The sequence below is a fragment of the Streptomyces sp. NPDC002623 genome (assembly GCF_053592635.1).
Genome location: NZ_JBSFWB010000002.1, coordinates 206,961 through 231,297 on the forward strand (window position 1 = coordinate 206,961; position 24,337 = coordinate 231,297).

Consider the following 24,337-nt stretch of genomic DNA (forward strand, 5'->3'; position numbering starts at 1 on the left):
CGGGTAAGGGGCGACTCACCAGGTGGTCGCCCCTTACATTCGCTCTGCGGAGGGTCAGCTCCAGACGTTGCCCTGGTTCTGTCCGCGTGCCCCCTGCTGCCCCATGCCGTACTGGGCGGCCAGGCCGGAGCCGAGCTGGGCGTTCTGCGGCGGCAGCAGTTCGCTGGGCTGGACGAGCGCGTAGCCGCTGCCCATGAAGCTCAGCTCCCAGCCCTCACCGGTGTTGCCGCGCCGGCGCCACACGCCGGAGGTGTGCGTCTGGGCCTGCATCTGCACCCGCAGCCCGGTCGACCAGGCGACGATGGCGTCGGCGTCGCAGTTGACGTACTTGTCGGGCGTGACCTGCATCATCAGGGGCGCGCCCGAGGTCATCAGCGCGACCTTGCCGCGGCCGGTGATGTTGAGCTGGTACTTCCCCGAGCCGGAGATGCCGTAGAGGCTGTCGACGGCGATGACTTCGTGGTGCAGCCCGGAGTCCATGGCGAGCACGTAGCTGCTGTCCACGGTCAGACCGTCCTGCTCCACGTCCACGACATGGACGTGCTGGGCGAGGTTGGCGAGGTAGACCGTGCCCTGCCCGTGGCACCGCATCAGGTCCAGGCCCTCGCCGGTGTGCGCACGCGCGCGTCCCTGGTTGTTGCTCTGGTACTCGGCGTCGAACTCCATCAGGCCCTGATAGGCGACCATCGTGCCCTTGCGGGCGAGGATGTCGTCGTGGCCCTCCAGGGTGACCCGGAGCATCTGCTTGTTCTGCAGACTCCAGCGTTCCTGGGTCTGCGAGTCGTTGTGCGCGAAAAGTGGGCTCTGCATGGCGTTTCTGGCTCCCCCTCAGCCCCGGACCCGAAGGCGGTCGGTGCTGTCCTCACTGGGCTGGACGACGACGATGCCCTGGCCGGAGAAGGCCATCTGGTAGGCCTCGCCGCTGCCCCGGCCGATGAGCGACTGCGCCTTGAAGCTGCGCTTGCCCTTCACCTTGAGGTTCGGGGACCAGGCGACGAGCGCGTCGGGGTCGACGTACGTCTCGTCCTCGCCGCCGCCGCAGTCGACGACGATCGGCTTGCCCCGCGAGGTCAGCGCGACCCAGCCCTGCCCGGAGATCTTGGTGTTCCACAGGCCCTGACCGGCGAACTTCGCGAGCCCCTTGACGCGCTCGACGCCCCAGGTGAGGTGCGCGTCGAAGGCGAGCAGGTTGGTGGCGTTGACGGAGATGCCGTCGCCGTTGAGCTGGATGACGACGACGTTCGCCCCGTAGTCGGCGAGGTAGAGCAGGCCGTCGCCGGTGCACTTCATGAGGGGCGCGCCCTCGCCGGTCATCCAGTCGCGGGCGATCTGGCGGACGGCCGGCGGGTTGGGCTCGTACTGGACGAAGCCCTCGTAGGCGACCATCGAGCCCACGCGCGCGAAGAGGTCGTTCCCGGTCTGCATGGCGACCTTCAGCATGTGGTTGCCGTGGTTCTCCATGCGGGCGGTGACGGGTGCGGGGGCGTAGCCCGCGAGCGGCTGGTTCATGACGGGCTCCCTCAGACCTCGTACGGCTGGACGACGATGAAGTTGCCGGGAGCTCCCCGGAACTGGAGGTTGACGCTCTCTCCGGTGTCGCCCGGGTAGGCGTTGCGGCGCATCCGCACCTGGCTGGAGACGACCACCTGGGAGGCGGCCGACCAGGCGACGACGGCGTTGCAGTCGGCGAACGTGGTGGGCGTGACGGGCAGGACGACGGGCGTGCCGTGCGTCTTCACGACGATCGTGCCGGTGCCCTGGAACTGCATCGTGAACAGCGCGCCGCCGGGGATCCCGTGCCCCTCGACGCGACGGACCTCGTACTGGAGGCTCTCGTCGAAGGCGAGGACGTTCTCGGCGGAGACGCAGATCGCGTCGCCCTGGAGCTCGATGGGGTGCAGTTGGGTGGAGTTCTCGGCGAGGAACACCTGCCCCTGGCCGGTGCAGCGCATCAGCTGCATCTCCTGGCCGGTCGCGTTGCCGACGATCCGGCCGGCGAATCCGGCGCCCTTGTAGCTGAAGTCGACCTTGCCCTGGTAGAGGACCATGCTGCCCTGGCGGGCGAGCACGGGCTGGCCGCCGATGGCGAGGTCGACGCGGATCATCTTCTTGGTCTGCGGCGTCCAGCGCTGCCCGGTGGGCGTCTCCTTGAACTGCTGGAGTGCGGCGGTCACACCCGCGCCGCCCTGGGGCGCGCCCTGCGGCACGCCGTACGCCTGCTGCCCCGGGACCTGCCCGAACGGCGGCTGCTGACCGTAGCCGGGCGGCGCGGGCGGCTGGCCGTAGCCGGGCGGGGCCGGCTGCTGACCATAGCCGGGCGGGGCCGGCGGTGCCGGGGGCTGCTGGCCGTACCCGGGCGGCATGGGCGCGGTCGGCGCGGGACCCTGACCGTACGGCTGCTGCTGGGGCGGCTGGCCGTACGGAGCCGGTGCCGGGGCGGGGGGCGGCACATGGCCGCCGCCGGGCGGGGTCAGGGGCGCGACGATCGTCGGCGCGGCGTGCATCGACGGCGCGGGGGCCGGGGCCGGCGGCGGAGTCGCCGCGGGCGGGGGCGCGAAGCCCTGCGCGGCGGGCTGCGGTTGCTGCGGAGCGGGCGCCGGGGCGGGTGCGGACGGTGCGCCGAAGGCGGGCGGGGCGAAGCCGGGAGCCGCCCCGGCCTGCGGCTGCTGCGGCGGGGCGGCGGGCGCCTCCTCCTCGGCGACCTCGCCGCCGAAGTTCTTCAGCAGCGCGTCCAGGCCGCCGTCGAAGCCCTGTCCGACGGCCGCGAACCGCCACACGTCCTTGAAGTAGAAGTCGCCCAGCATCACGGCCCGCTCGGTGGTGAACTCCGAGCCGTTGAAGGCATAGCGGGCCACCTCCTCGCCGCCGGCGACGATGCGGATGTAGCCGGGGTGGATCTGCGACATCTGTCCGGCGCCGTCGAGGGTCGCGGTGAAGGACAGTCTGCGGATCTGCTGCGGGATCCGGTCCAGAGTGATCCGGAAGGACTCCGTGTCTCCCGCCTGGGCGCCCAGGAGCTGGACGGACTCCTCAGGGGACTTCGGCTGGTTGAAGAAGACGAAGTACCGGTCGTCCGAGAGCCGCTCGTCGGCGTCGAGGCCGAAGCAGCTGATGTCGAAGGTCAGGCCGGGAGCGGTGATCTGCACGCCTACGTACAGATCGGTGCCCGCGGTGAGGTCACTGATCTTGGCCTTGTGGCCGCGCTGGAATTCCCTGGGCATGCGTAACGACCGTCCCCCATCCCGATGTGCGAGTGCGTCGCGTCAGGCTAACGGCAAAGTCTGACAACGCACGATGTCGGTACAGACCCGGTACACAACCCGCGTCACCTGATACCGACCGGGTTCGCTCCGCGTGCGCCGCAGGTCACTCCCCGCCCGCGCCGGGCAGGTGGGGCAGCCGTTCGGCCGCGACGACGCCCTCGAGGTAGCCGCGGGCGCGCTCGGTGCGCGGGTACGACTCCAGGAGCCGCCAGAAGTCGGGGCCGTGGCCGGGCACGAGCAGATGCGCGAGCTCATGGGCGAGGACGTAGTCGATGACGTACTCGGGCATGCCCTTGAGGCGGTGCGACAGACGGATGCTGCCCTCGGCCGGTGTGCACGAGCCCCAGCGGGTGTTCTGGTTGGTCACCCAACGGACCGAGGTGGGCCGGGCCCGGCCGCCGAAGCACTGGGCCGACAGCCGCTCCGCGCGCTCGGCCAACTCGGCGTCGCCGGGCACCCGCCGACTCTCCTGGGCGGCGAGCTTGTCGAGCATGACGCTCACCCAGCGTTGCTCCTCGGCCTCGGACATCCGGGCAGGGATGAGCACGATGGTGCGATCGCCCTCGCGGTACGCGGAGACCGTCCGACGTCGACGGGCGCTTCTGCGGACCTCGATCGCGCTCGCCCCCGAGCCGCTCGGCGGCTGGCTCGTCGCGCTGCGCTGTGGGCTTCCGGCGCGGTGCAGTGGGTCGGCGGACACGCCCCGACGTTACCCGCTGCACACGGGGGAAGTCCCGACTCCGGGACGGTTCGCTTCCGATCTCCTCCGCCGCCTTTGCCTCGTACGACGGATTTGTACGACGAACGCCGTTGCCTGTGGACAACTTTCGGCACGCCCGAGCGGTCCCGGGCATGCTGGCACTCGTCGGCGGAGCGAGGACAACCCCACGCCCCCGCTCCGCCGACCTGACGGGGAGATTCCAGGCATACGGGGGCCTTTGATGCATCCGACGGTGAAGCCCGCGCTGCGGCGCGGCTGGCGTGACCTCAACACGGTGCAGTTCGGTATGACACCGGCGCACGCGCTGACACTCGGTCCGGTAGACACGGCGACGGGCAGCTTCCTCGATCTGCTGGACGGCACCCGCGGCCTCGCGCTCCTGCGCGAGGAGGGCCGCCGCATGGATCTGCCCGACGGCCATGTCGACCGGCTGGTGGAACGGCTGGCACGGGCCGGGCTGCTCGACGACGCGCGCGGCGGCGGGCCGGAGGCCTGCGCGCTGCGGGAGAAGAAGGAGGTCATGGACCGGCTGCGCCCGGATCTCGCCGCGCTGTCCCTGATCACCTCGGAACCGGGCGACGCGATGGAGCATCTGACAGCCCGAGGCCGGCTGCGGGTCCAGGTACGGGGCGCCGGCCGGGTCGGCGCGGTGCTGGCCGCGTTGCTGTCGGGAGCGGGAGTGGGCGAGGTGGACGTGCGGGACGGCGGCCTGGTGGAGCCTGCGGACGTGGCGCCGGGCGGCCTGCCCGCCGAGGCGGTCGGCGAGCGTCGGGACGAGGCCGCTCGGCGCGTCGTGCGCCGCGCCGCCCCCGGCCGCCCGCCCCGCAGGAAGACAGGATCACCGGCCGGGACGGACACCCCGGGCCACTCCCTGGTGATCATCGCCCCACGCGACGACGTGTCGGTGCACGCGCCCGCTCCCTCTGCGGCGGAGCCGCTGATCGCCTCGGGCACACCGCATCTCTACGCCGGGGTCGTGGAGGGCACGGGCGTGGTCGGCCCGCTCGTACTGCCGGGTGAGACGGGCTGCGCCGGTTGTCTGCAGCAGGACCGCACCGACCGGGACCCGGCCTGGCCTCGGCTGGTCGCCCAGTGGCACTCCGGGAAGCGGCGCGCGGCCCGCGCCTGCGACCTGACCCTGGCCACGACGGTCGCCGGGCTGGCGGCGGCCCACGCGCTCGCCTTCCTCGACGGCCGGACCCCGTCGAGCGCGGGCGCCCGCTGGGAGGTCTCCGTCCCCACTCTCCAGTGGCACGCGCGACCGGTATGGCCCCACTCCGCCTGTCTGTGCGGGGCCGCGGAGAAAGGTAAGCAGGAACACACCTCCGAGGACCAGGCATCGCACGCGACAATGGGGGAGCAACGGCATTCGAAGGGGTTTCGCCGTACGACGGACGCGGCGCGGCTGGCTGGGACTTGGAGGGCGCATGTCTGATCTTCCCCGGAAGGCGGTCACCCGGACCGCCAAGCTCGCCGCGCTCCCGCTCGGCTTCGCCGGGCGGGCGACCTGGGGTCTGGGCAAGAGGATCGTGGGCGAGTCCGCGGAGATCGTCAGCCGCGAGCTGCAGCAGCGCACCGCCGATCAGCTCTTCAAGGTGCTGGGCGAGCTGAAGGGGGGCGCGATGAAGTTCGGGCAGGCCATGTCCGTCTTCGAGTCCGCCCTCCCCGAGGAGGTGGCCGGCCCCTACCGGGCGGCCCTCACCAAGCTTCAGGACGCGGCGCCGCCGATGCCGACCCGCACGGTGCACTCCGTGCTCGCGGAGCGGCTCGGCGAGGACTGGTCCGAGCTGTTCCTGGAGTTCGACGACAAGCCGGCCGCGGCGGCCTCGATCGGCCAGGTGCACCGGGCGGTGTGGCACGACGGCCGGGAGGTCGCGGTCAAGGTCCAGTACCCGGGGGCCGGTGAGGCACTGCTGTCGGATCTGAACCAACTCAGCCGTTTCGCACGGCTGTTGGGCCCGCTCATCCCGGGCATGGACGTGAAGCCGCTGATCTCCGAGCTCAAGGACCGGGTCTCCGAGGAACTCGACTACAGCCTCGAGGCGCAGGCCCAGCGCGCCCATGCGGAGGAGTTCGCCGACGATCCCGACTTCGCGGTCCCGGCGGTCGTCCACCAGTGCGACCAGATCCTGGTCACCGAGTGGATGGACGGCGTGCCCCTGTCCGAGGTGATCACCGACGGCACCCGGGAACAGCGCGACCGCGCCGGCCAGTTGCTGTCCCGCTTCCTCTTCTCCGGCCCGGCCCGCACCGGCCTGCTCCACGCCGACCCGCACCCCGGCAACTTCCGCCTGCTGCCCGGCGGTCCGGACGGCGAGGACGACTGGCGCCTGGGCGTCCTGGACTTCGGCACGGTGGACCGGCTCCCGGGCGGCCTGCCGGACCCGATCGGCGAGTCCCTGCGCATGACGTTGGACGGCGAGGCGGAGGCGGTCTACGAACTCCTCTGTACCGAGGGCTTCGTCAAGGACTCCATCGAGCTGGATCCCGACGCGGTCCTCGACTACCTGCTGCCGATCATCGAGCCGGCGAAGGTGGAGGAGTTCACCTTCACCCGCGGCTGGATACGCAGCCAGGCGGCGAGGATCGCCGACCCCCGCTCCCCCGCCCACCAGTTGGGCAAGCAGCTCAACCTGCCTCCTGCCTACCTGCTGATACACCGGGTGACGCTGAGCACCATCGGCGTGCTGTGCCAGCTCGGCGCGACGGTCCGGCTGCGCGAGGAGTTGGAGGAGTGGCTGCCCGGGTTCCTCCCGGAGGACGCGCTGGAGGCCCTGGAAGCGGAGGAGTCGGTGGCGGAGGCGTGAGCGGGCAGGCGTGACACCGGCAGCCGCGAGTTGGCAAGCCTGAGCCGGCAGCCGCGAGTTGGCAAGGGTGAGTGGGCAAGCGTGAGTGGGCAGCCGTGAGTTGGCAGGCGTGAGTTGCCTGCTCGCCGCACTGTGACGTACCTCACCACCACTCCGCGGAGGATCGCCCGGACAACGCACCGCGGGGGCCGGTCCGTTCGGACGGACCGGCCCCCGCGGGGGAGAGCTTCGCCTCCCCTGTCGGGAGGCCACCGCTTCAGGTGGGCGTGGTTACTGCATCACGGCGATGGCGAGCGCCCGGCGAGCACGCATCGAGGCGCGCTCGGCCCGGCGCTGCATCCGGCGAGCGGTCGCCAGGCGCACGGCCCGACGTTCCCGCTCGGCCTCCTGCAGTCGGTCGTGCATATGCGCACGAGCCAGGGCTTCTGGGATGAGTTGCATCTCCCGTGTCCTGTTCTGGCGCGAGTCGTACGCGCCGGTGGTGGTGATGTCTTCGGTCGCGGAGCCTGCGGGCTCGCTGGTGATCGGCTTCATCGGGGCCTGCTTCTTGGGGTCTTGCGTGAGGGGGCGGTCGATCGTTCCTGCGATGGTGTTCATGCCGTGACCGGGTTCTTGCGCGGGCGACCACGCGGCCGCTTCCGGGCGACGACGACACCCTGGACGAACAGCTCGCCACCCCAGACGCCCCAGGGCTCGCGCCGCTCCTTGGCGCCGGCGAGGCAGGCCTCGACCAGCGGGCAGGTACGGCAGAGGGACTTGGCGTACTCGACGTCGGCCGGCGACTCGGCGAAGAAGACCTCCGGGTCATAGGAACGGCAGGGGACGGGTACGCCGAGGTTCTCGATGGCGTCGTCGAGCGCGGTGAGCGCCGTGAGCGGGGTCAAGGTGGAGTCCTCCGTGAGGCCGGGCGGGGGGATCGTTTCGGAAGGCGGTACGGACGGGGCGTGCGCTTCGAGTTGCACGGTTCGTCTTCCTCGTCTGGTCGGTCCGGCCCTGTGGGACCGGTTGTCGGCTGGGTACCGGGTTCTTTTCTTGTCCCGAGGCCCCTTCGCTCCGTCGTCCCCGTTGTTTCGGGGAAAACAGAAGGGCCGCGGATCCCGGGTGGGGTTCCGCGGCCCTGAAGGCGCCGGCCTGAGTCGATCAGGCTGGATCACTCCAGGGTTCTGGCCCACGGAAGGCCCACATCAGGTGGTGCTGCGTCGTCTGCTTCCGGCTTCCGGCACCGGCTGCCGTAAAGGCATAGGTCAGTTCCTCTGCCTTTACTGCTTCCAGTGCCTCAGTCGGTCGCTCATTGCGCTCGCGGACGGGAAGACCCGCGGGAGCAGCGGAGGAGGACGCCGACCGGTCGGCACGAATGCCGGACAGACCGGTGCCCAGGACCGAGGTGCCGAGCGTGCACGCGGAGACGATCGAGCGATCGTTCAGTTTCGCGGTGGAGCTGCTGTTGGTGATGATCACTGGAATCGCCTCCTCTCGGCGTCTCGGGGGACCGGGGGTGAACCCAGTCCGTCGGATATGCAAGTACAGCACGGAATCAGGGCCTTCGAGAAGGCCGCCGTTCCCGTGTCTAAGAACCTATGGGGATTGCTGGGGCATGCGCAAACTATTTTTTCGACGAGTTCGGATCAGTCCTCCGTCAGTCCCCCGTCAGTCCCCCGTCACTCCTTCTCGTCGTCCCCTCCGACGTCGTGGCCTGCGCAGATGGCCAGGACGTCGGCTCCGTAACGGTTGAGCTTGCGCATGCCGACCCCGGGGATCCGCGCGAGCTCGCCCTCCTCCTCGGGGACGGTCTCGGCGATCGCCATCAGCGTCTTGTCGGTGAAGACGCAGAACGCGGGCTGGCCGACGCGCTGCGCCTGCACCGCCCGCCAGTCCCGCAGCCGTTCGTAGAGCCCCTCGTCCATGTCGGAGGGGCAGTCCTCGCAGCGCATCAGCTTTATCTCGCCGGCGTCGGTGAGGGTGCGCCCGCAGACCCGGCAGCGGGCCGGGGTGCGCTGGGTCCGGCGCGGCGCGGCACCGCCGCCGACCGCGGCGGCCCCGGTGAATCCGCGCTCGATGCCTCCGGCGCCTCCGGCGCTGCCGGTGCCGCCGCGGCTGCCGGCGGTGCCGGAACCGGGGCGCAGGCCGTCGAGGAAGCGGCTGGGACGGCGACTCGCGCGACCGCCGGGCGAGCGGGAGAGCGCCCAGGAGACATGGAGGCGCTCACGGGCCCGGGTGACCCCGACATAGAGGAGGCGGCGCTCCTCCTCGATCTGTTCGTCGGTCTTGGCGTAGCTGATCGGCATCATGCCCTCGGCGACGCCGACCAGGAAGACGACATCCCACTCCAGGCCCTTGGCCGAGTGCAGGGAGGCCAGCGTGACGCCCTGGACGGTCGGGGCGTGCTGGGCGTTCGCCCGTTCGTCAAGCTCGGTGACCAGGTCGGCGAGGGTCGCGCCGGGCTGGGCGGCGGTGAAGTCCTGCGCGAGATTGACCAGCGCGGCCAGCGACTCCCAGCGCTCTCTGACGGCTCCGGAGCCGGCCGGCGGCTGCGAGGTCCAGCCCTCGCCGGAGAGGACGGCACGCACCTGGGAAGGCAGGTCGACGGTGTCTTCGAGGAGCGTGTCGTTGCCGCCGAAGCGGGCGGCGGCGCGCAGTGCGGCGATCGCCTTGCGCACCTCGGGGCGGTCGAAGAAGCGCTCGGCGCCCCGCAGCTGGTAGGGGATGCCGAGGTCGGCGAGGGCCTGTTCGTAGGTCTCCGACTGCGCGTTGGTGCGGAACAGGATGGCGATCTCCGCGGCCGGGACGCCCGCGCCGAGCAGCTCGCGGATGCGGCGGGCCGCGCCCTCGGCCTCGGCGGGCTCGTCGGTGTAGTCGGCGTAGCCGGGCTCGGGCCCGGGGCTGCGCTGGGAGACCAGTTCGAGGCGGTGGTCCGCGGCCCGGCCGCGGGCCTGGGAGAGCAGGCCGTTGGCCAGGTGGACGACCTGGGGGGTGGAGCGGTAGTCGCGGACCAGCTTGACGACCGTGGCGCCGGGGTGGCGGGTGCGGAAGTCGAGGAGGTGGTCGGGGGTGGCTCCGGTGAAGGAGTAGATCGTCTGGCTGGCGTCCCCGACCACGCACAGGTCGTCCCGGTCGCCGAGCCACAGCTCCAGCAGGCGCTGCTGGAGAGGGCTGACGTCCTGGTACTCGTCGACCACGAAGTGCTGGTACTGGGCGCGGACCTGCTCGGCGATGTCGTGCCGGTCCTGCAGGACGGCGACGGTCAGCAGCAGGACGTCCTCGAAGTCGATGACGGCGCGCTCCCGCTTGAGGTCCTCGTAGGCGGCGTAGAGCTGGGCGATCTCGGCGGGAGCGCGGGGGATCTCGCGGCCCGCCTTGGCGGCTGCCAGCGCGTAGTCGGCGGGGACGGTCTGGGTGACCTTGGACCACTCGATCTCCGCGATCGCGTCCCGCAGCTCGCCCCGGTCGAGACGGAGGCGGCAGGCGGCGGCCGCATCGGAGACGAGCTGGAACTTGCGGTCGACGAGCCGGGGCAGGGTGCCACCGATCGCTTTCGGCCAGAAGTACTGGAGCTGCCGCAGGGCCGCGGAGTGGAAGGTGCGGGCCTGCACGCCCTGGGCCCCGAGCTGACGCAGGCGGCCCCGCATCTCCCCGGCGGCACGGTTGGTGAAGGTGACGGCGAGCACGCTCGAGGGGTGCAGGATGCCGGCGCGCACACCGTAGGCGATGCGGTGGGTGATCGCCCGGGTCTTGCCGGTACCGGCTCCCGCCAGCACACACACCGGACCGCGCAGGGCGGTGGCCACCTCGCGCTGCTCGGGGTCGAGCCCGTCGAGCACCGCGTCGGCCGAGTCCGGTGCCTGCGGGAAGAGGGGGGAGTGCGTTGCTGCTGTCACATGGCCATGCTGCCAGGTCGGCGGAGACGGGCGGGACGGTTGTCCACAGGCGGGCCCTTGCAGTCGTACTAATGCGGCGGACGTCACCTCCGGCCGTTCGCTCCTCGGGGGCGTCCCGGGAATGGTGGCCCTTTCAAGTACGTTCTCCCTCTGCGACCACCTGACCGCTCGACCCCCGGACCCGCCGAAGGAGCACAAGAGACATGCTGGGCACTGTGACGATGTACAGCACCACGTGGTGCGGCTACTGCCAGCGGCTGAAGAAGCAGATGGACCGCGAGGGCATCGCGTACACCGAGATCAACATCGAGCAGGACCCGGAGTCCGCGGCGTTCGTGGAGAAGGCGAATGGCGGAAACCAGACGGTGCCGACCGTGCTGTTCCCGGACGGCTCGACGCTGACGAACCCGTCGCTGGCCCAGGTGAAGCAGAAGGTCGGCGCGTAGGCGTAGGCGCACCCGGAGAAGGGCGGCCCCCAGTTGCGGGGGCCGCCCTTCTGTATGCGCCGGGTCAGATCTGTGTGCGCCGGGTCAGATGAAGGTGCGGGTCGGCAGCGGCTTGCCGTACCAGAGTTCGATCAGCCGGGCCGCGATGGAGATGCCGTAGGGCGGCAGCACCTCGCCGGACTCGAAGGCGGCGCCGAGTTCGTCGCGGGAGAACCAGCGGGCCTCGTGGATCTCGTCGCCGTCGACGTCGATGTCGGTGGAGGTGGCGCGGGCCATGAAGCCCAGCATGAGGCTGGACGGGAACGGCCAGGGCTGGCTGGCGATGTACTCGACCTGGCCGACGGTGATGCCGGCCTCTTCGAAGACCTCGCGGCGCACGGACTGCTCGATGGACTCACCGGGCTCCACGAAACCGGCGAGGGTGGAGAAGCGCCCCTCGGGCCAGTGGACCTGGCGGCCGAGGAGGATGCGGTCCTCGTCGTCGGTCACCGCCATGATCACCGCGGGGTCGGTGCGCGGATAGTGCTCGGCGCCGCAGGCGGGGCAGCGGCGGATGTGGCCGGCCGCCGCGATGACCGTGCGCTCGCCGCAGCGGGAGCAGAAGCGGTGGGTGCGCTGCCAGTTCTCCAGGCCGACCGCGTGCACCATCAGGCCCACGTCCCGGGGCGACAACAGCAGGCCCGCCTCGCGCAGCCCTGCCGAGCGCGCGGACTGATCGATCCGGCCGGGCAGCGTGTCCTTCTGGAGGGCGAAATAGCTGACGCCGTCGTCGTCGGTCCCCAGGAAGTAGCGGTGTGCCTCGGTGAGGGGGGCCTCGAAGGACGGCGTCATGACGAGTTCGGTGCGGCCGTCGGACGTCTCGTCGATGAGGACCTGGCCGCCGGAGACGACGAAGCAACGCGTAGTCGGGTGGCTCCACGCCGCGGCGAGCCATGCCTCGTCGAGCCGGTGGTGGGCGGCCCGGTCGAGGCCGCTCGGTGCGGTCAGCGAGATGGGTCGATCGGCGTTCTGGTCGGTCCAGGTGGTCACGGGTACTTCCAACTCCCCCGGTGGAACGGTTGTTTCGGCGGGCGGTTCAGCGGGACGTACGGCAGAGGACGACCGGTTCCGGTGCGGTGTCGCGGTGCGGGGCGGTCTGTCCAGTGTGCCCCGCGCGCGTGTCCCCTCCGGACCGATCGGGGGTGTCAGGGCGCATGACGCCAGCTCTCGGCGAGGTCGCCCCAGAGGTACGCGGTGGTCTCGACGCCCTTGAGGAGGAGATCCAGCTCGACCTTCTCGTTCGGCGCGTGCCAGCCGTCCGACGGGACGGAGATGCCGAGGAAGAGCACCGGGGCGCCGAGGACTTCCTGCAGGTCGGCGGCGGGTCCCGAGCCGCCCTCGCGGGTGAAGCGGACGGGCCCTTCGAAGGCTCGGCCCATGGCGCGGACCACGGACTGCAGGGCGGGGTGGTCCAGCGGGGTCAGACACGGGCGCGTGGCCGGGCTGAACGTGATCTCGTGCCGGATCCCGGCGGGCAGCTGCTCGGCGGCCCAGGCGCGGACGGCCTTCTCCACGTGCTCGGGATCCTGGCCGGCGACGAGCCGGAACGAGAGCTTCACGAACGCCGAGGACGGGACGATCGTCTTGCTGCCGGGGCCCTGGTAGCCGCCGCCGATGCCGTTGACCTCGGCGGTGGGGCGGGCCCAGATGCGCTCCAGGGTGGTGTGTCCGGCCTCGCCGTGGGTGGCGTGCGACCTGGCGGTGCGCAGCCACCGGTCCTCGTCGAAGGGCAGCTCGGCGAAGAGCTCGCGCTCGCGTTCGGTGAGTTCGACGATGCCGTCGTAGAAGCCGGGCACGGCCACGCGTGCGTGTTCGTCGTGCAGGGCCGCCACGAGGCGGGCGACCGCGGTGGCCGGGTTGGGCACCGCGCCGCCGAAGGAGCCCGAGTGGATGTCCTGGTCGGGGCCGAAGAGTCGGATCTCGCACTCGGCGAGCCCGCGCATGCCGGTGCACACCGTGGGGGTGTCCTCGGACCACATGCCGGTGTCGGAGACGATCACGGCGTCCGCGGCGAGCCGCTCGCTGCGCTCCTCGACCAGGGCGCGGAAGTTCGGGGAGCTGGACTCCTCCTCGCCCTCGATCAGCAGCTTGAGACGGACGGCCGGGGCGGGGCGGCCGGTGGCTGCGAGGTGGGCTCGGACGCCCAGGGTGTGGAAGAAGACCTGGCCCTTGTCGTCGGCCGCCCCGCGCGCGTGGAGGCGGTTTCCGTGGACGACGGGCTCGAAGGGGTCGGTGTCCCAGCCGTCCTCACGGGCGGCGGGCTGCACGTCGTGGTGGCCGTAGACCAGGACGGTGGGCGCCTCGGGATCGTCGGAGGGCCACTCGGCGTAGACGGCCGGTGCGCCCGGGGTGTGCCAGACCTCGACGGTCGGGAAGCCCGTCTCCTTGAGCTTGGCGGCGAGCCAGTCCGCGCTGCGCCGGACGTCGGGGGCGTGGTCGGGCTGCGCCGACACCGACGGGATGCGCAGCCACTCGCAGAGGTTGTCGAGAAAGGCGGCGCGGTGCTGCTCGATGTACGTGCGGACGGCGCTGACGGCACTGTCAACGGGATGGCTCATGGTCACGAGCCTATCGGCCCGCGCCGACATCCTGGCCGGGCCCTTGCGCAGGGTTTACTTGCGCGGCCGGTCCGTCGCGGTCGCCGTCGGCGCTCTCTTCCCCGGTCAACAGGCGCTCCAGCGCGGCACGATCGGGCAGACCCTCCGGTCGTACGACGTCGCCGGTGCGTACATAAAGGAACGCCGCTGTGACGGATTCCACGGGCACCCCCTGCTGCTCGGCCCAGGCGAGCCGGTACAGGGCGAGCTGGAGGGGGTCGGCGGTGCGGGCGCGGTGGGTCTTCCAGTCGACGATGTCGTAGGTCGCCGAGGCTCCGTCGCCCTCCTTGTAGACGGCGTCGATACGGCCCCGTACGACGCGTCCGGCGAGGGCGAGCTGGAACGGGGCCTCGACCCGGTAGGGCGTGCGGTGGGCGTACTCGGTGCGCTCGAAGGCGTCCTTGAGGGCTTCCAGGTCGCGCTCGTCGGCGATCTCGACGTCGTCGTCCCCGGGCAGCTCGTCCGGTCCCAGCAGGGGGAGCGTCAATTCCTCGAAGCGGGCCTCCACCCATGCGTGGAACCGGGTGCCCCGGCGCGCGGCCGGTTGTGGGGGGCGCGGCATGGGGCGCGCGAGTTCCTGTGCGAGACCGTCCGGGTCTTCGGCCAGCCGCATCACCTGCGAGGCGGTCAGGGTCGTCGGCAGGGGGACCTCCGTGACGCTCTGGCGGGCGCGCAGGAGCTCTCCGGCGAGTGCGTCGAGGTCGCGGTCCCAGGAGGTGACGGCGCGGGCTTCCTCGGGGGTGAGGCGGTTCCCGCGCGGGCGGGTGACGGGAACCTCGGGGGCCGTGCCCTGGTGGGGCACGGCGGGGCGGGCTTCGGGAGGGGCGTCGTCGAACGACACGTCGTCGAGAGACGCATCGTCGAACGGCGCATCGTCGAACGGGTCGGACTCGAAGGGGTCGGACTCGTCGTAGGGCGGCTCGTCCTGGTCCTCGTCGGATGGCGGGGGCCAGTCCGGGTCGTCGTAGGTGTCCGGGTCGTGGGTGGCGCCGGGGCGGCCGTCCGCGGGCGAGGCGAGGGCCTCCAGGTGGGCGAGGACGGTCTCGGCGGCGGCGCGGCGGCGGGCCAGGGCGGCGTCGTCCAGGGGGAGCGGCCAGACCTGGTCGACCGTCGCCCGGTGCAGGGCAGGGTTCTCCGCGTCCTCCGCCGGCTCGTCCGCCCAGGCCTCGATCTCGCCGTGTCCGGCCGCGCAGTGGTCGTAGAGGGCGTGCAGGAAGTCGGACGGGCCGCGGGGCTTCTTCTGGGTGGGGCCCCACCAGTGGCCGGAGCCGAGGAGCAGGGACCGGGGGCGGGTGAAGGCGACGTAGCCGAGGCGGAGTTCCTCGGTGTGCTGGTGGTCCTTCATGGCCTCGTGGAAGGCCTTCATGCCCCGTGCGTCCCAGGAGTCGAGGTCGGGGAGCGTGTCGGCGTCGCCGCGCAGTCCGTGCGGCAGCACCTTGGCCTGCGCGGTCCACTTCTCGCGGCCCTGACCGCTGGGGAACGTGCCGGTGACCAGGCCGGGGACGACGACGACGTCCCACTCGAGGCCCTTGGACCTGTGCGCGGTGAGCACCTTGACGGTGTTCTCGCCGCCGGGCAGAGCGTTGTCGAGGCCCTTCTCGTACTGGGCGGCGGTGCGCAGGAAGCCGAGGAAGGCCAGCAGGCTCGCCTCGCTCTCGTGGGCGGCGAAGGACGCGGCGATGTCGAGGAAGTTGGACAGGGTCTCGCGGCGACGGGCGGCCAGGGCGTGCGGGGACGCCGACAGTTCGACCTCGAGGCCGGTGACGGCGAGGACGCGGTGCAGGACGTCCATCAGGGGGTCGGCCAAGGAGCGGCGCAGGTCGCGCAGTTCGGTGGCGAGCCGCGCGAACCGCACGCGCGCGTCCGGCGAGAAGGGCAGCCCGTCGTCGCCCGCGGCGCCGCCGTCGCCGTACAGCGGTGTCTCCAGGAAGGTGTCGAGGGCGTCGGCGAGCGAGATCACCTCGGACGGGTCGACCCCCTCGACGGCCTCGGCGAGGCGGCGGTCCGGGTCGTCGTCGCCGCCCGCGCGGGCGTGGCCGACGAGCAGCCGGGCCCGGCGGCCGAGGAGGGCGAGGTCGCGTGGGCCGATGCGCCAGCGCGGGCCGGTGAGCAGCCGGACCAGGGAGGCGTTGGCGCCGGGGTCCTGGAGGACCTCGCAGACGGCGACGAGGTCGGCGACCTCGGGCAGGTGCAGGAGCCCGGACAGGCCCACCACCTCGACGGGGACGTCCCGGGCGACCAGCGCGCCCTGGATCTCCGCGAAGTCGGTGGCCGTGCGGCACAGGACGGCGATCTCACCGGGCGCCGTGCCGGTGCGCACGAGGTGGGCGACGGAGTCGGCGATCCAGTCCATCTCCTCGGCGTGGGTGGCCAGGAGGGCGCAGCGGACCACTCCGTCGCGTTCGGCGCCAGGTGCCGGTCGGAGGGCTTCCACGCCCGCGTGCATGGCGCGCAGGGGCTCGGCGAGGCCGTTGGCGAGGTCCAGGAGGCGGCCTCCGCTGCGCCGGTTCTCGCTGAGCGACTGGCGCCGCGCCCTGCTTCCGTCGGTGTGCGCGAAGTGCTCGGGGAAGTCGTCGAGGTTGGCGACCGAGGCGCCGCGCCAGCCGTAGATGGCCTGGCAGGGGTCGCCGACGGCGGTCACGGGGTGGCCGGTGCCGCCGCCGAACAGGCCGGCGAGGAGGATGCGCTGGGCCACCGACGTGTCCTGGTACTCGTCGAGCAGGACCACGCGGAACTCGTCGCGCAGGAGCGGGCCCACCTCGGGAACCTGGGCGAGCTGCGCCGCGAGCGCGATCTGGTCGCCGAAGTCCAGCAGGTCGCGCTCGCGTTTGGCGGCCCGGTAGCGCAGCACCAGGTCGGTCAGTTCGCGCCGGGCGGCGGCCGTCTCGGGCACCTTGCGCAGGTCGGCGTTGGTGAGCTTGGCGCCCTCCAGGGTGTGCAGCAGTCCGGCGTCCCACGCGCGCAGTTCCTCGGGGCGGACGAGGTGTTCGGCGAGTTCGGCGTCGAGTGCGAGGAGGTCGCTGATCAGGTCGGCGAAGGAGCGGGTGAGCGACGGGTAGGGGCCGGGGGCCTCGCGCAGCACGCGCGCGGCAAGCTGGTAGCGGGTGGCGTCGGCGAGCAGCCGGGCCGTCGGCTCCAGGCCGATGCGCAGGCCGTGGTCGGTCAGGAGGCGGCCCGCGAAGGCGTGGTAGGTGGAGATCACCGGCTCGCCCGGCGGACGGTCGGGGTCGATGAGGTCGGGGTCGGTGACGCCTGCCCTGATCAGTGCCTTGCGGACGCGTTCGGCGAGTTCGCCGGCGGCCTTGTTGGTGAAGGTCAGGCCGAGGACCTGTTCGGGGGCGACCTGGCCGGTGCCGACCAGCCACACCACGCGCGCGGCCATCACCGTCGTCTTGCCCGACCCGGCTCCGGCCACGATCACCTGCGGGGCGGGCGGCGCGATGATGCAGGCCGTCTGCTCCGGGGTGAAGGGGATCCCGAGGAGCTCCTTGAGCTGCTCGGGATCGTCGATACGGGCGGGCATGGTGAGAGGCTAGCGGCGGGCACTGACAGTCGATGACAAATCGCCCGCCCCGACCGGGAGAAGCGCAGGTCAGTACGGTTGGTGCGGTCCGTCACACGCGTGCCGGGCGGACGACCCGTCAGTCGACCACGTGCCGTCCTTCGGGCCGGGCGCTGCACGAGGCGCGGAACGCGCAGTGGGTGCACTGCTGGCCGGCGGTCGGGGTGAACCGTTCGTCGAGGACCTTGCCGGCCGCCGTGGCGAGGAGCTCGCCGACCCACTCCCCGTCGAGCGCCTCCTGTGCCTGCACCTTGGGCACGGTGTCGCCGCCGTCCTTCTTGGCGGCGCCCTGGCGCAGCTGGACGAGTTCGGCGCCGCCGGGTGCGGGTCGTACGCCGTCGAACGCCTCGTCGACGGCGCCCTCGCGGACGGCGAGCTGGTAGACGGCGAGCTGGGGGTGGCGTTCCACCTCGCGGGCGGTCGGCGTCTGCTTGCCCGTCTTGAAGTCGACGACATAGGCGCGGCCGTCGCCGTCCGCCTCGACGCGGTCCATCTGGCCGCGGACGCGCACCTCGTAGTCGCCCGCTTCGAGGGTGACGTCGAAGTCGTGCTCGCTGGCGACCGGCGTGCGGCCCGCGCGGTCCATCACATGCCACTGCAGGAAGCGTTCGAGCGCCACGCGTGCGTGCGCTTTCTCCTGCGTGGACTTCCAGGGCGCGTCGAAGGCGAGGGCGTTCCACACGGAGTCGAGGCGCTCCATGAGGACGTCGAGGTCGGCCGGGGTGTGCCCGGAGGCGACCTCGTCTGCGAGGACGTGCACCACGTTGCCGAAGCCCTGGGCGGCGGTGGCGGGGGCGTCGGCCTTCACCTCGCGCCCCAGGAACCACTGCAGGGCGCAGGTGTTGGCGAGCTGGTCCAGGGCGCTGCCGGAGAGCACGACGGGCTGGTCGCGGTTGCGCAGCGGCACCTTGCTCTCGGTCGGCTCGAACATGCCCCACCAGCGGTACGGGTGGGCGGACGGCACCAGGGGCCTGCCCTCCTCGTCGGCGAGCGCGGCCAGCCGGGCGAGGCGGTGGGCGGCGGCCTCCCGGAGCGTGGCGGAGGCGCGCGGGTCGACCGTCGTGGCGCGCAGTTCGGCGACCAGTGCGGCGACCGACAGGGGGCGGCGCGGGCGTCCTGTGACGTCCTTGGGTTCGACGCCTAGTTCGGTCAGGAATCGGGAGGGCTGGTCGCCGTCGTCGGCGGGCGCCTTGACGGCGGTGACGACGAGTCGCTCACGCGCGCGTGTGGCTCCCACGTAGAAGAGGCGGCGTTCCTCGGCGAGCAGCGCTCCCGGGGTGAGCGGCTCGGCGAGCCCGTCGCGGCCGATGCGGTCGGCCTCCAGGAGGGAGCCGCGGCGGCGCAGGTCCGGCCACAGGCCCTCCTGGACGCCGGCCATGACGACCAGGCCCCATTCCAGGCCCTTCGCGCGGTGGGCGGTCATCAGGCGCACGGCGTCGGGGCGCACGGCACGCCCGGTGAGGGTGTCGGCGGCGATGTCCTCGGCCTCGATCTCGGCCAGGAAGTTCAGCGCGCCCCGGCCGCCGGTGCGCTCCTCCGCGCGCGCGGCGGTGGCGAACAGCGCGCACACGGCGTCCAGGTCCCGGTCGGCGTTGCGGCCGGCCGCGCCGCCGCGCCGGGCGGCCCGCTCCAGGCGCGCGGGCCAGGGCGTGCCGTCCCAGAGGTCCCACAGCGCCTCTTCGGCCGTACCGCCGCCCGCGAGCCGCGCGCGGGCCGTCGCCAGCAGCGCGCCGAGGCGCTGGGCGCCGCGCGCGTACGTCGGGTCATGGGTGACCAGCCGCTCCGGCTCGGCCAGGGCGCGCGCGAGCAGCTCGTCGGAGGGCGGCGGCAGCGCGTTGCCCGCGGCGCGCTCCTCCTCGCGCAGGGCGCGTCCGAGGCGGCGCAGATCGGCGGCGTCCATGCCGGCGAGGGGGGAGGCGAGAAGGGCGAGGGCGGTTTCGACGTCGAGCCAGCAGGCGTCCGCGCCCTCGGTGTCCTGATCGGCCGTCGGCGGTGCCGAGGCCTCCGCCGTCGCGACCGCCCGCAGGGCCGACAGCAGGGGCGCCACCGCCGGTTCGTGGCGCAGGGGGAGGTCGTCGCCGTCGATGTCGAGGGGGATGCCGGCGGCGGTGAGGGCGCGGCGGACCGTGGGGATGGTGCGGGAGCCGGCGCGGACCAGGACGGCCATCTCGCTCCAGGGCACGCCGTCCTCCAGGTGGGCGCGGCGCAGGATGTCGGCGACGTTGTCCAGTTCGGTGCCAGCGGTCGGGTACGTGTAGACCTCGACCCGGCCGCCGTCGCGTGCGGCGGCCAGTTCGCGGTGGGCGCGGACCTTCTGGGCCGGCAGGCGGGTCAGCGGCATCCGCTGGGTCACCAGCCGGGTGGCGGCCAGGAGGGCCGCTCCGGAGCGGCGGGAGGTGCGCAGGACCTCGACGGGGGCGGGACGGCCGTCGGGGCGGGGGAAGGCCCCGGGGAAGTCCAGGATGCCGTTCACGTCGGCGCCCCGGAAGGTGTAGATCGACTGGTCGGGGTCGCCGAACGCGACCAGGGTGCGGCCGCGGCCGGCGAGGGCGTGCAGCAGCCGCACCTGGGCCGGATCGGTGTCCTGGTACTCGTCGACGAACACGGCGTCGTACTGCGCGGCGAGCCGCTCGGCGATCTCGGGGCGGTGGGCGAGGAGGACCGCGCGGTGGACGAGTTCCGCGTAGTCGATCACGCCGTGCAGGTCGAGCACGTCGAGGTACTCGGCGAGGAAGGCGGCCGCGGCGCGCCAGTCGGGGCGGCCGATGCGGTGTGCGAAGGCGTCCAGGGACGCGGGGTCGAGGCCCAGTTCGCGGCTGCGGGCCAGCACCGCGCGGACCTCGTCGGCGAAGCCCCGGGTGGTGAGGCAGGCGCGCAGTTCGTCGGGCCAGCGCACGTGCGCGAGGCCGAGCCGTTGCAGGTCGAGCTGGCCGGCGAGCAGCTCGCGGACGGCCACGTCCTGTTCGGGGCCGGACAGCAGCCGCAGGGGCTCCACGAACAGGTCGGCGTCCTGGTGGGCGCGGACCAGGGCGTAGCAGTACGAGTGGAAGGTGGTCGCCTGGGGGGCGCGGGCGGCGCCCATGCGCTGTGCCATCCGGTCCCGCAGCTCGACGGCCGCCTTACGGCTGAACGTGAGCACCAGGATGCGCGCGGGGTCGCCCCCGCGGGCGATCCGGGCCGCCACGGACTCGACGAGCGTGGTGGTCTTTCCGGTGCCCGGGCCGGCGAGGACGAGCAACGGGCCGGCGCCGTGGTCAACCACGGAGCGCTGTGCGGCGTCCAGACGAGGGGGATCCGGCCGGGCCGGCGGGGTACGGACCAGTCGGTAAGCGCCACGGTTCCCCTGTCGCCCCTGGGGGTGCGACAGGCGCCTGGTGGAGGAAGAGGAGCTCACGTGGTTCGCCGGTCCTGGTGGGTGTGCTGGTTGACGGAGCGCCGCTTCGGGAGAGCGGTGACCGCGGGATGAGAGGGACGCGTGCGGCCGACGCTACGCCGACGGGCGGCCCGGAAGGATTGCTTCCGGTTCTTCCCTTGAGGCGCTCAGGGCACTCGCGGCACGTGATGCCCTCAAGACCCTCGCAGCCCTCCCGGCCCGTATGCCACGCACGTCCCTCGCCCCTCGAACGTACGCCATGCCACCGACGTGCCCCGTTTGCCACCGTTCCCCCGAACGGGCAGCAAGATCCCCCCGATTCCGTCCGATGGCGAAAGCTGTCGGATGTGACCTCAGGTGTGACCTTCCGCGCGTTCGCCGCCGTCCCACCTCGCCCGCTTGATGTCGAGGCGGGGCACATGCCCCTCGGCGGACCTGCTCGCCTGCTTCAGAGGCGTGCCCTCGGCCCGGTAGCGGTCGAGCGCCCGCAGCTCGTGACCCGGGAGCAGCACCCCGTCCGCGCGCACGACACGCCACCACGGGACGGCGCCCCCGTAGAGGGCCATCACCCGGCCGACCTGCCTGGGCCCGCCCTCCTCCAGCCACTCCGCGACGTCCCCGTACGTCATGACGCGCCCGGGCGGGATCAGCTCCGCGACCTCGAGGACCCGCTCGGCGTACTCCGGCAGCGCCTCGGTGTGCTCCGGGCGGGCGTCTGGGTACTCCGGTCGGGCGTCGTCCGGAAGGCTCTGCTCGCTCATCCGCCCCATCCTGCCCCACCGCACCGACAATGCGACGGGTCCACGACCCTGTGTGACCCTCGCTCCCGGGCGGTGCTTCAGGCAGACTGTGCGCCCCCGCGTTTGCACCCTGATGCCCCCGTGTGTCGGTGGGGCATGCCACCATCGTGCAGGCGGTGACCGGTGATACGAGATCAAGAAGAGACGATGAAGCAGCAGGGCGTGCATCCTGAGGACGCGGAAGGCACCTCTGACGCTGCGTCGCGCCCTGACACCGCCGAAGAGCCACGGGAAGAGGCGCGCATCGACGAGGTCGAGGGCGACGAGCCACTGCTCCCCGCGCGCGTGCACCGCCCCTCCGACCTCATGCGGCTGCTGGTCGGGGTGCTCGCCGTCATCCTGCTCCTGGGCATCGCCGCCTTCGCACACGGGACGACCTCGGGCCTCGAACAGGACATCAACAAGGGCACCGGACAGGCCCCCGATCTCCTCATCAAGATCGCGGGGCTGGCCTCCAGCATCGCGATCCTGCTGGTCCCTGTCGCGTTCGCCATCGAGCGGCTGATCAAGCGGGACGGACTGCGCATCGCCGACGGCGTGCTCGCGGCGGTCCTCGCACACGGTGTGACCCTCGCCACCGACCTGTGGGTCGCCAAGGCCGCGCCGAACTCGATCCAGGAGGCGCTCACCCAGCCCTCCCCCGGTGACATCCACGCCCTCACCGATCCGGTGCACGGCTACCTGGCGCCCGTCATCGCGTACATGACGGCCGTCGGCATGTCCCGTCGGCCGCGCTGGCGCTCGGTGCTGTGGATCGTGCTGCTCCTGGACGCCTTCTCGATGCTCGTCACCGGCTACACGACGCCGTTCTCGATCATCCTCACCGTCCTGATCGGCTGGACGGTGGCGTACGGCACGCTCTACGCGGTCGGCTCGCCGAACGTGCGTCCCACGGGACGGACGCTGATGGCGGGCCTGCGGCACGTCGGGTTCCACCCGGTGAGCGCGGCCCGCGAGGAGGGGGCGGACGCGGCGGAGAGCGACCGGGGCAGACGCTACTTCGTCACCCTGGAGGACGGTCCACCGCTGGACGTCACGGTCGTCGACCGGGAACAGCAGGCCCAGGGGTTCTTCTACCGCGCGTGGCGCAATCTGACCCTGCGCGGCTTCGCCACCCGCAGCAGCCTGCAGTCGCTGCGCCAGGCGCTGGAGCAGGAGGCGCTGCTCGCGTACGCGGCCATCGCGGCCGGCGCCAACGCGCCCAAGCTGATCGCGACCTCCGAGCTCGGTCCCGACGCGGTGATGCTCGTCTACGAGCACACCGGTGGCCGCACCCTCGACTCACTGGCGGACGACGAGATCACCGACGAGCTGCTGCGCAACACCTGGCACCAGGTGCAGGCCCTGCAGTCGCGGCGCATCGCGCACCGCCGGCTCGCGGGGGACGCGATTCTGGTGGATCGTTCCGGCACGGTGATCCTCACCGACCTGCGCGGCGGCGAGATCGCGGCCGGCGACCTGCTGCTGCGCATGGACGTGGCCCAGCTGGTGACGACGCTCGGCCTGCTGGTGGGCGCCGAACGCGCGGTGGCCTCCGCGGTCGACGTGCTGGGACCGGACGCGGTCGCGGACTGTCTGCCGATGCTCCAGCCCATCGCGCTGACCCGCTCCACGCGCGCGACGCTGCGCCGGCTGGCACGCGAGCGTGCCCAGCGGGAACGCGAGGCGGTGCTGGAAGCCTCCCAGCAGGCCAAGCAGGCTCGGCTGGAGTCGACCGGGAACGACACCGGGACCGTCGCCCTCGAGAAGCCCGACAAGAAGACCGTGCGCGCGGAGGCACGGGCCGAGAAGCGGGCCATCGACGACGCGCTGGAGGAGGCACGCGAGGAGGATCTGCTGACGCAGATCCGGCACGAGGTGCTGCTGATCCGGCCCCAGGCGCCGGTCGAGCCCGCCCGGCTGGAGCGGGTACGGCCGCGCACCCTGATGAGCTTGATCGCCGGCGCCATCGGCGCGTACTTCCTGCTGACGCAGCTCACCCACATCGAGTTCGGTCCGCTCGTCGCCAACGCCGAATGGGGCTGGGTCGCCGCGGCCGTCGTGTTCTCGGCGTTGAGCTACGTCGCCGCGGCGATGAGCCTGCTGGGGTTCGTGCCGGAGCGGGTGCCGTTCCCGCGGACCGTGGCCGCGCAGGTCGCCGGGTCCTTCGTGAAGATCGTGGCCCCGGCCGCGGTCGGCGGGGTCGCCCTCAACACGCGCTTCCTGCAGCGGGCGGGGGTGCGGCCCGGTCTCGCGGTGGCCAGCGTCGGCGCCTCGCAGCTGTTCGGGCTCGGCTGCCACATCGTGATGCTGCTGTCGTTCGGCTATCTGACCGGCACCGAGAAGACGCCGTCGCTGTCGCCGTCCCGCACGGTCATCGCGGGTCTGCTCACGGTGGCGGTGCTCGTGCTCGTGGTGACCTCGGTGCCGTTCCTGCGCAAATTCGTCTCCACGCGCGTGCGCTCGCTGTTCGCGGGCGTCGTGCCGCGCATGCTGGACGTGCTCCAGCGGCCGCAGAAGCTGGTCACCGGCATCGGCGGCATGCTGCTGCTCACCGCCTGCTTCGTGATGTGCCTCGACGCCTCCATCCGCGCCTTCGGCGACGAGACGACCTCGCTGAGCATCGCCAGCGTCGCCGTGGTCTTCCTCGCCGGCAACGCGCTCGGCTCCGCCGCCCCGACCCCGGGCGGAGTCGGTGCCGTCGAGGCGACTCTGACGGTCGGTCTGATCGCGGTGGGCCTGCCCAAGGAGGTCGCCGCTCCCGCGGTGCTGCTCTTCCGTCTGCTGACGCTGTGGCTGCCGGTGCTGCCGGGCTGGCTGGCCTTCAACCACCTGAGCCGCAAGGGCGCGCTGTAGGAGGTCGCGCGCCCGTACC

General features: G+C 72.4%; 17 protein-coding genes. 4 read left to right on the forward strand and 13 right to left on the reverse strand.

The window, feature by feature from the left end; genetic code table 11:
- Nucleotides 1-54 precede the first annotated feature (54 nt).
- The 4 genes from ACWD4O_RS03640 to ACWD4O_RS03655 form a co-directional block, all read right to left on the reverse strand.
- Complete coding sequence (locus tag ACWD4O_RS03640; RefSeq protein ID WP_450948913.1) at nucleotides 55-810, reverse strand: AIM24 family protein; 756 nt, start codon at nucleotides 808-810, stop codon at nucleotides 55-57.
- Between the two features lie 18 nt (nucleotides 811-828).
- Nucleotides 829-1,509 (reverse strand): AIM24 family protein, encoded by a 681-nt coding sequence (locus tag ACWD4O_RS03645; protein ID WP_351903116.1) that lies wholly within the window; start codon nucleotides 1,507-1,509, stop codon nucleotides 829-831.
- An 11-nt stretch (nucleotides 1,510-1,520) separates the two neighbouring features.
- A complete protein-coding gene (locus ACWD4O_RS03650) occupies nucleotides 1,521-3,221 on the reverse strand; it encodes a TerD family protein (RefSeq protein WP_451277054.1) in 1,701 nt (566 codons plus the stop codon).
- A 145-nt stretch (nucleotides 3,222-3,366) separates the two neighbouring features.
- On the reverse strand, nucleotides 3,367-3,963 hold the full coding sequence (locus tag ACWD4O_RS03655) for a M48 metallopeptidase family protein (protein WP_451277056.1): 597 nt from the start codon (nucleotides 3,961-3,963) through the stop codon (nucleotides 3,367-3,369).
- Between the two features lie 241 nt (nucleotides 3,964-4,204).
- Between ACWD4O_RS03655 and ACWD4O_RS03660 the strand changes: the two genes are divergently transcribed.
- Together ACWD4O_RS03660 and ACWD4O_RS03665 are read left to right on the forward strand one after the other, a co-directional pair.
- A complete protein-coding gene (locus tag ACWD4O_RS03660) occupies nucleotides 4,205-5,419 on the forward strand; it encodes a TOMM precursor leader peptide-binding protein (protein ID WP_451277058.1) in 1,215 nt (404 codons plus the stop codon).
- Nucleotides 5,412-6,791, forward strand: coding sequence for an ABC1 kinase family protein (locus ACWD4O_RS03665; protein WP_451277060.1), 1,380 nt, complete (start codon nucleotides 5,412-5,414; stop codon nucleotides 6,789-6,791). The genes ACWD4O_RS03660 and ACWD4O_RS03665 overlap by 8 nt, the downstream gene beginning before the upstream one ends.
- 270 nt (nucleotides 6,792-7,061) lie before the next feature.
- On the opposite strand, the gene ACWD4O_RS03670 is transcribed toward ACWD4O_RS03665, so the two are convergent.
- The 4 genes from ACWD4O_RS03670 to ACWD4O_RS03685 form a co-directional block, all read right to left on the reverse strand.
- Nucleotides 7,062-7,388, reverse strand: coding sequence for a hypothetical protein (locus ACWD4O_RS03670; protein WP_351903101.1), 327 nt, complete (start codon nucleotides 7,386-7,388; stop codon nucleotides 7,062-7,064).
- Nucleotides 7,385-7,753, reverse strand: coding sequence for a WhiB family transcriptional regulator (locus tag ACWD4O_RS03675; RefSeq protein WP_030038270.1), 369 nt, complete (start codon nucleotides 7,751-7,753; stop codon nucleotides 7,385-7,387). The genes ACWD4O_RS03670 and ACWD4O_RS03675 overlap by 4 nt, the downstream gene beginning before the upstream one ends.
- Before the next feature lie 178 nt (nucleotides 7,754-7,931).
- Nucleotides 7,932-8,249 (reverse strand): hypothetical protein, encoded by a 318-nt coding sequence (locus ACWD4O_RS03680; RefSeq protein ID WP_451277063.1) that lies wholly within the window; start codon nucleotides 8,247-8,249, stop codon nucleotides 7,932-7,934.
- A gap of 200 nt (nucleotides 8,250-8,449) precedes the next feature.
- Nucleotides 8,450-10,753: an ATP-dependent DNA helicase UvrD2 gene (locus ACWD4O_RS03685; RefSeq protein WP_451277065.1), complete on the reverse strand. Its 2,304-nt coding sequence runs from the start codon at nucleotides 10,751-10,753 to the stop codon at nucleotides 8,450-8,452.
- A 116-nt stretch (nucleotides 10,754-10,869) separates the two neighbouring features.
- Between ACWD4O_RS03685 and ACWD4O_RS03690 the strand changes: the two genes are divergently transcribed.
- Entirely contained in the window at nucleotides 10,870-11,112 is a 243-nt protein-coding gene (locus ACWD4O_RS03690; RefSeq protein WP_450948919.1) for a mycoredoxin, read from the forward strand.
- An 84-nt stretch (nucleotides 11,113-11,196) separates the two neighbouring features.
- On the opposite strand, the gene nudC is transcribed toward ACWD4O_RS03690, so the two are convergent.
- The 5 genes from nudC to ACWD4O_RS03715 all read right to left on the reverse strand — a co-directional run bounded on the left by nudC (nucleotide 11,197) and on the right by ACWD4O_RS03715 (nucleotide 21,444).
- On the reverse strand, nucleotides 11,197-12,141 hold the full coding sequence (gene nudC / locus ACWD4O_RS03695; RefSeq protein WP_451277067.1) for an NAD(+) diphosphatase: 945 nt from the start codon (nucleotides 12,139-12,141) through the stop codon (nucleotides 11,197-11,199).
- Nucleotides 12,142-12,296: 155 nt separating this feature from the next.
- On the reverse strand, nucleotides 12,297-13,709 hold the full coding sequence (locus ACWD4O_RS03700) for a dipeptidase (protein ID WP_451277069.1): 1,413 nt from the start codon (nucleotides 13,707-13,709) through the stop codon (nucleotides 12,297-12,299).
- Between the two features lie 10 nt (nucleotides 13,710-13,719).
- Nucleotides 13,720-17,271 carry a UvrD-helicase domain-containing protein gene (locus tag ACWD4O_RS03705; protein ID WP_451277071.1) on the reverse strand — a complete coding sequence of 1,184 codons (3,552 nt, stop codon included), beginning with the start codon at nucleotides 17,269-17,271 and terminating at the stop codon, nucleotides 13,720-13,722.
- 118 nt (nucleotides 17,272-17,389) lie between these two features.
- Nucleotides 17,390-20,704 (reverse strand): ATP-dependent helicase, encoded by a 3,315-nt coding sequence (locus tag ACWD4O_RS03710; RefSeq protein WP_451277073.1) that lies wholly within the window; start codon nucleotides 20,702-20,704, stop codon nucleotides 17,390-17,392.
- Between the two features lie 332 nt (nucleotides 20,705-21,036).
- Nucleotides 21,037-21,444, reverse strand: coding sequence for an MGMT family protein (locus tag ACWD4O_RS03715; protein ID WP_451277075.1), 408 nt, complete (start codon nucleotides 21,442-21,444; stop codon nucleotides 21,037-21,039).
- 186 nt (nucleotides 21,445-21,630) lie between these two features.
- Here ACWD4O_RS03715 and ACWD4O_RS03720 point away from each other — a divergent pair, with 186 nt between their 5' ends.
- Nucleotides 21,631-24,318: a lysylphosphatidylglycerol synthase domain-containing protein gene (locus ACWD4O_RS03720; protein WP_451277077.1), complete on the forward strand. Its 2,688-nt coding sequence runs from the start codon at nucleotides 21,631-21,633 to the stop codon at nucleotides 24,316-24,318.
- Nucleotides 24,319-24,337: the final 19 nt, after the last annotated feature.

Bases quoted from the DNA above. Each gene is read 5' to 3' on its own strand.
- ACWD4O_RS03640 (WP_450948913.1), bottom strand. From the start codon at position 810: ATGCAGAGCCCACTTTTCGCGCACAACGACTCGCAGACCCAGGAACGC.
- ACWD4O_RS03645 (WP_351903116.1), bottom strand. From the start codon at position 1,509: ATGAACCAGCCGCTCGCGGGCTACGCCCCCGCACCCGTCACCGCCCGC.
- ACWD4O_RS03650 (WP_451277054.1), bottom strand. From the start codon at position 3,221: ATGCCCAGGGAATTCCAGCGCGGCCACAAGGCCAAGATCAGTGACCTC.
- ACWD4O_RS03660 (WP_451277058.1), top strand. From the start codon at position 4,205: ATGCATCCGACGGTGAAGCCCGCGCTGCGGCGCGGCTGGCGTGACCTC.
- ACWD4O_RS03665 (WP_451277060.1), top strand. From the start codon at position 5,412: ATGTCTGATCTTCCCCGGAAGGCGGTCACCCGGACCGCCAAGCTCGCC.
- ACWD4O_RS03670 (WP_351903101.1), bottom strand. From the start codon at position 7,388: ATGAACACCATCGCAGGAACGATCGACCGCCCCCTCACGCAAGACCCC.
- ACWD4O_RS03690 (WP_450948919.1), top strand. From the start codon at position 10,870: ATGCTGGGCACTGTGACGATGTACAGCACCACGTGGTGCGGCTACTGC.
- ACWD4O_RS03700 (WP_451277069.1), bottom strand. From the start codon at position 13,709: ATGAGCCATCCCGTTGACAGTGCCGTCAGCGCCGTCCGCACGTACATC.
- ACWD4O_RS03705 (WP_451277071.1), bottom strand. From the start codon at position 17,271: ATGCCCGCCCGTATCGACGATCCCGAGCAGCTCAAGGAGCTCCTCGGG.
- ACWD4O_RS03715 (WP_451277075.1), bottom strand. From the start codon at position 21,444: ATGAGCGAGCAGAGCCTTCCGGACGACGCCCGACCGGAGTACCCAGAC.
- ACWD4O_RS03720 (WP_451277077.1), top strand. From the start codon at position 21,631: ATGAAGCAGCAGGGCGTGCATCCTGAGGACGCGGAAGGCACCTCTGAC.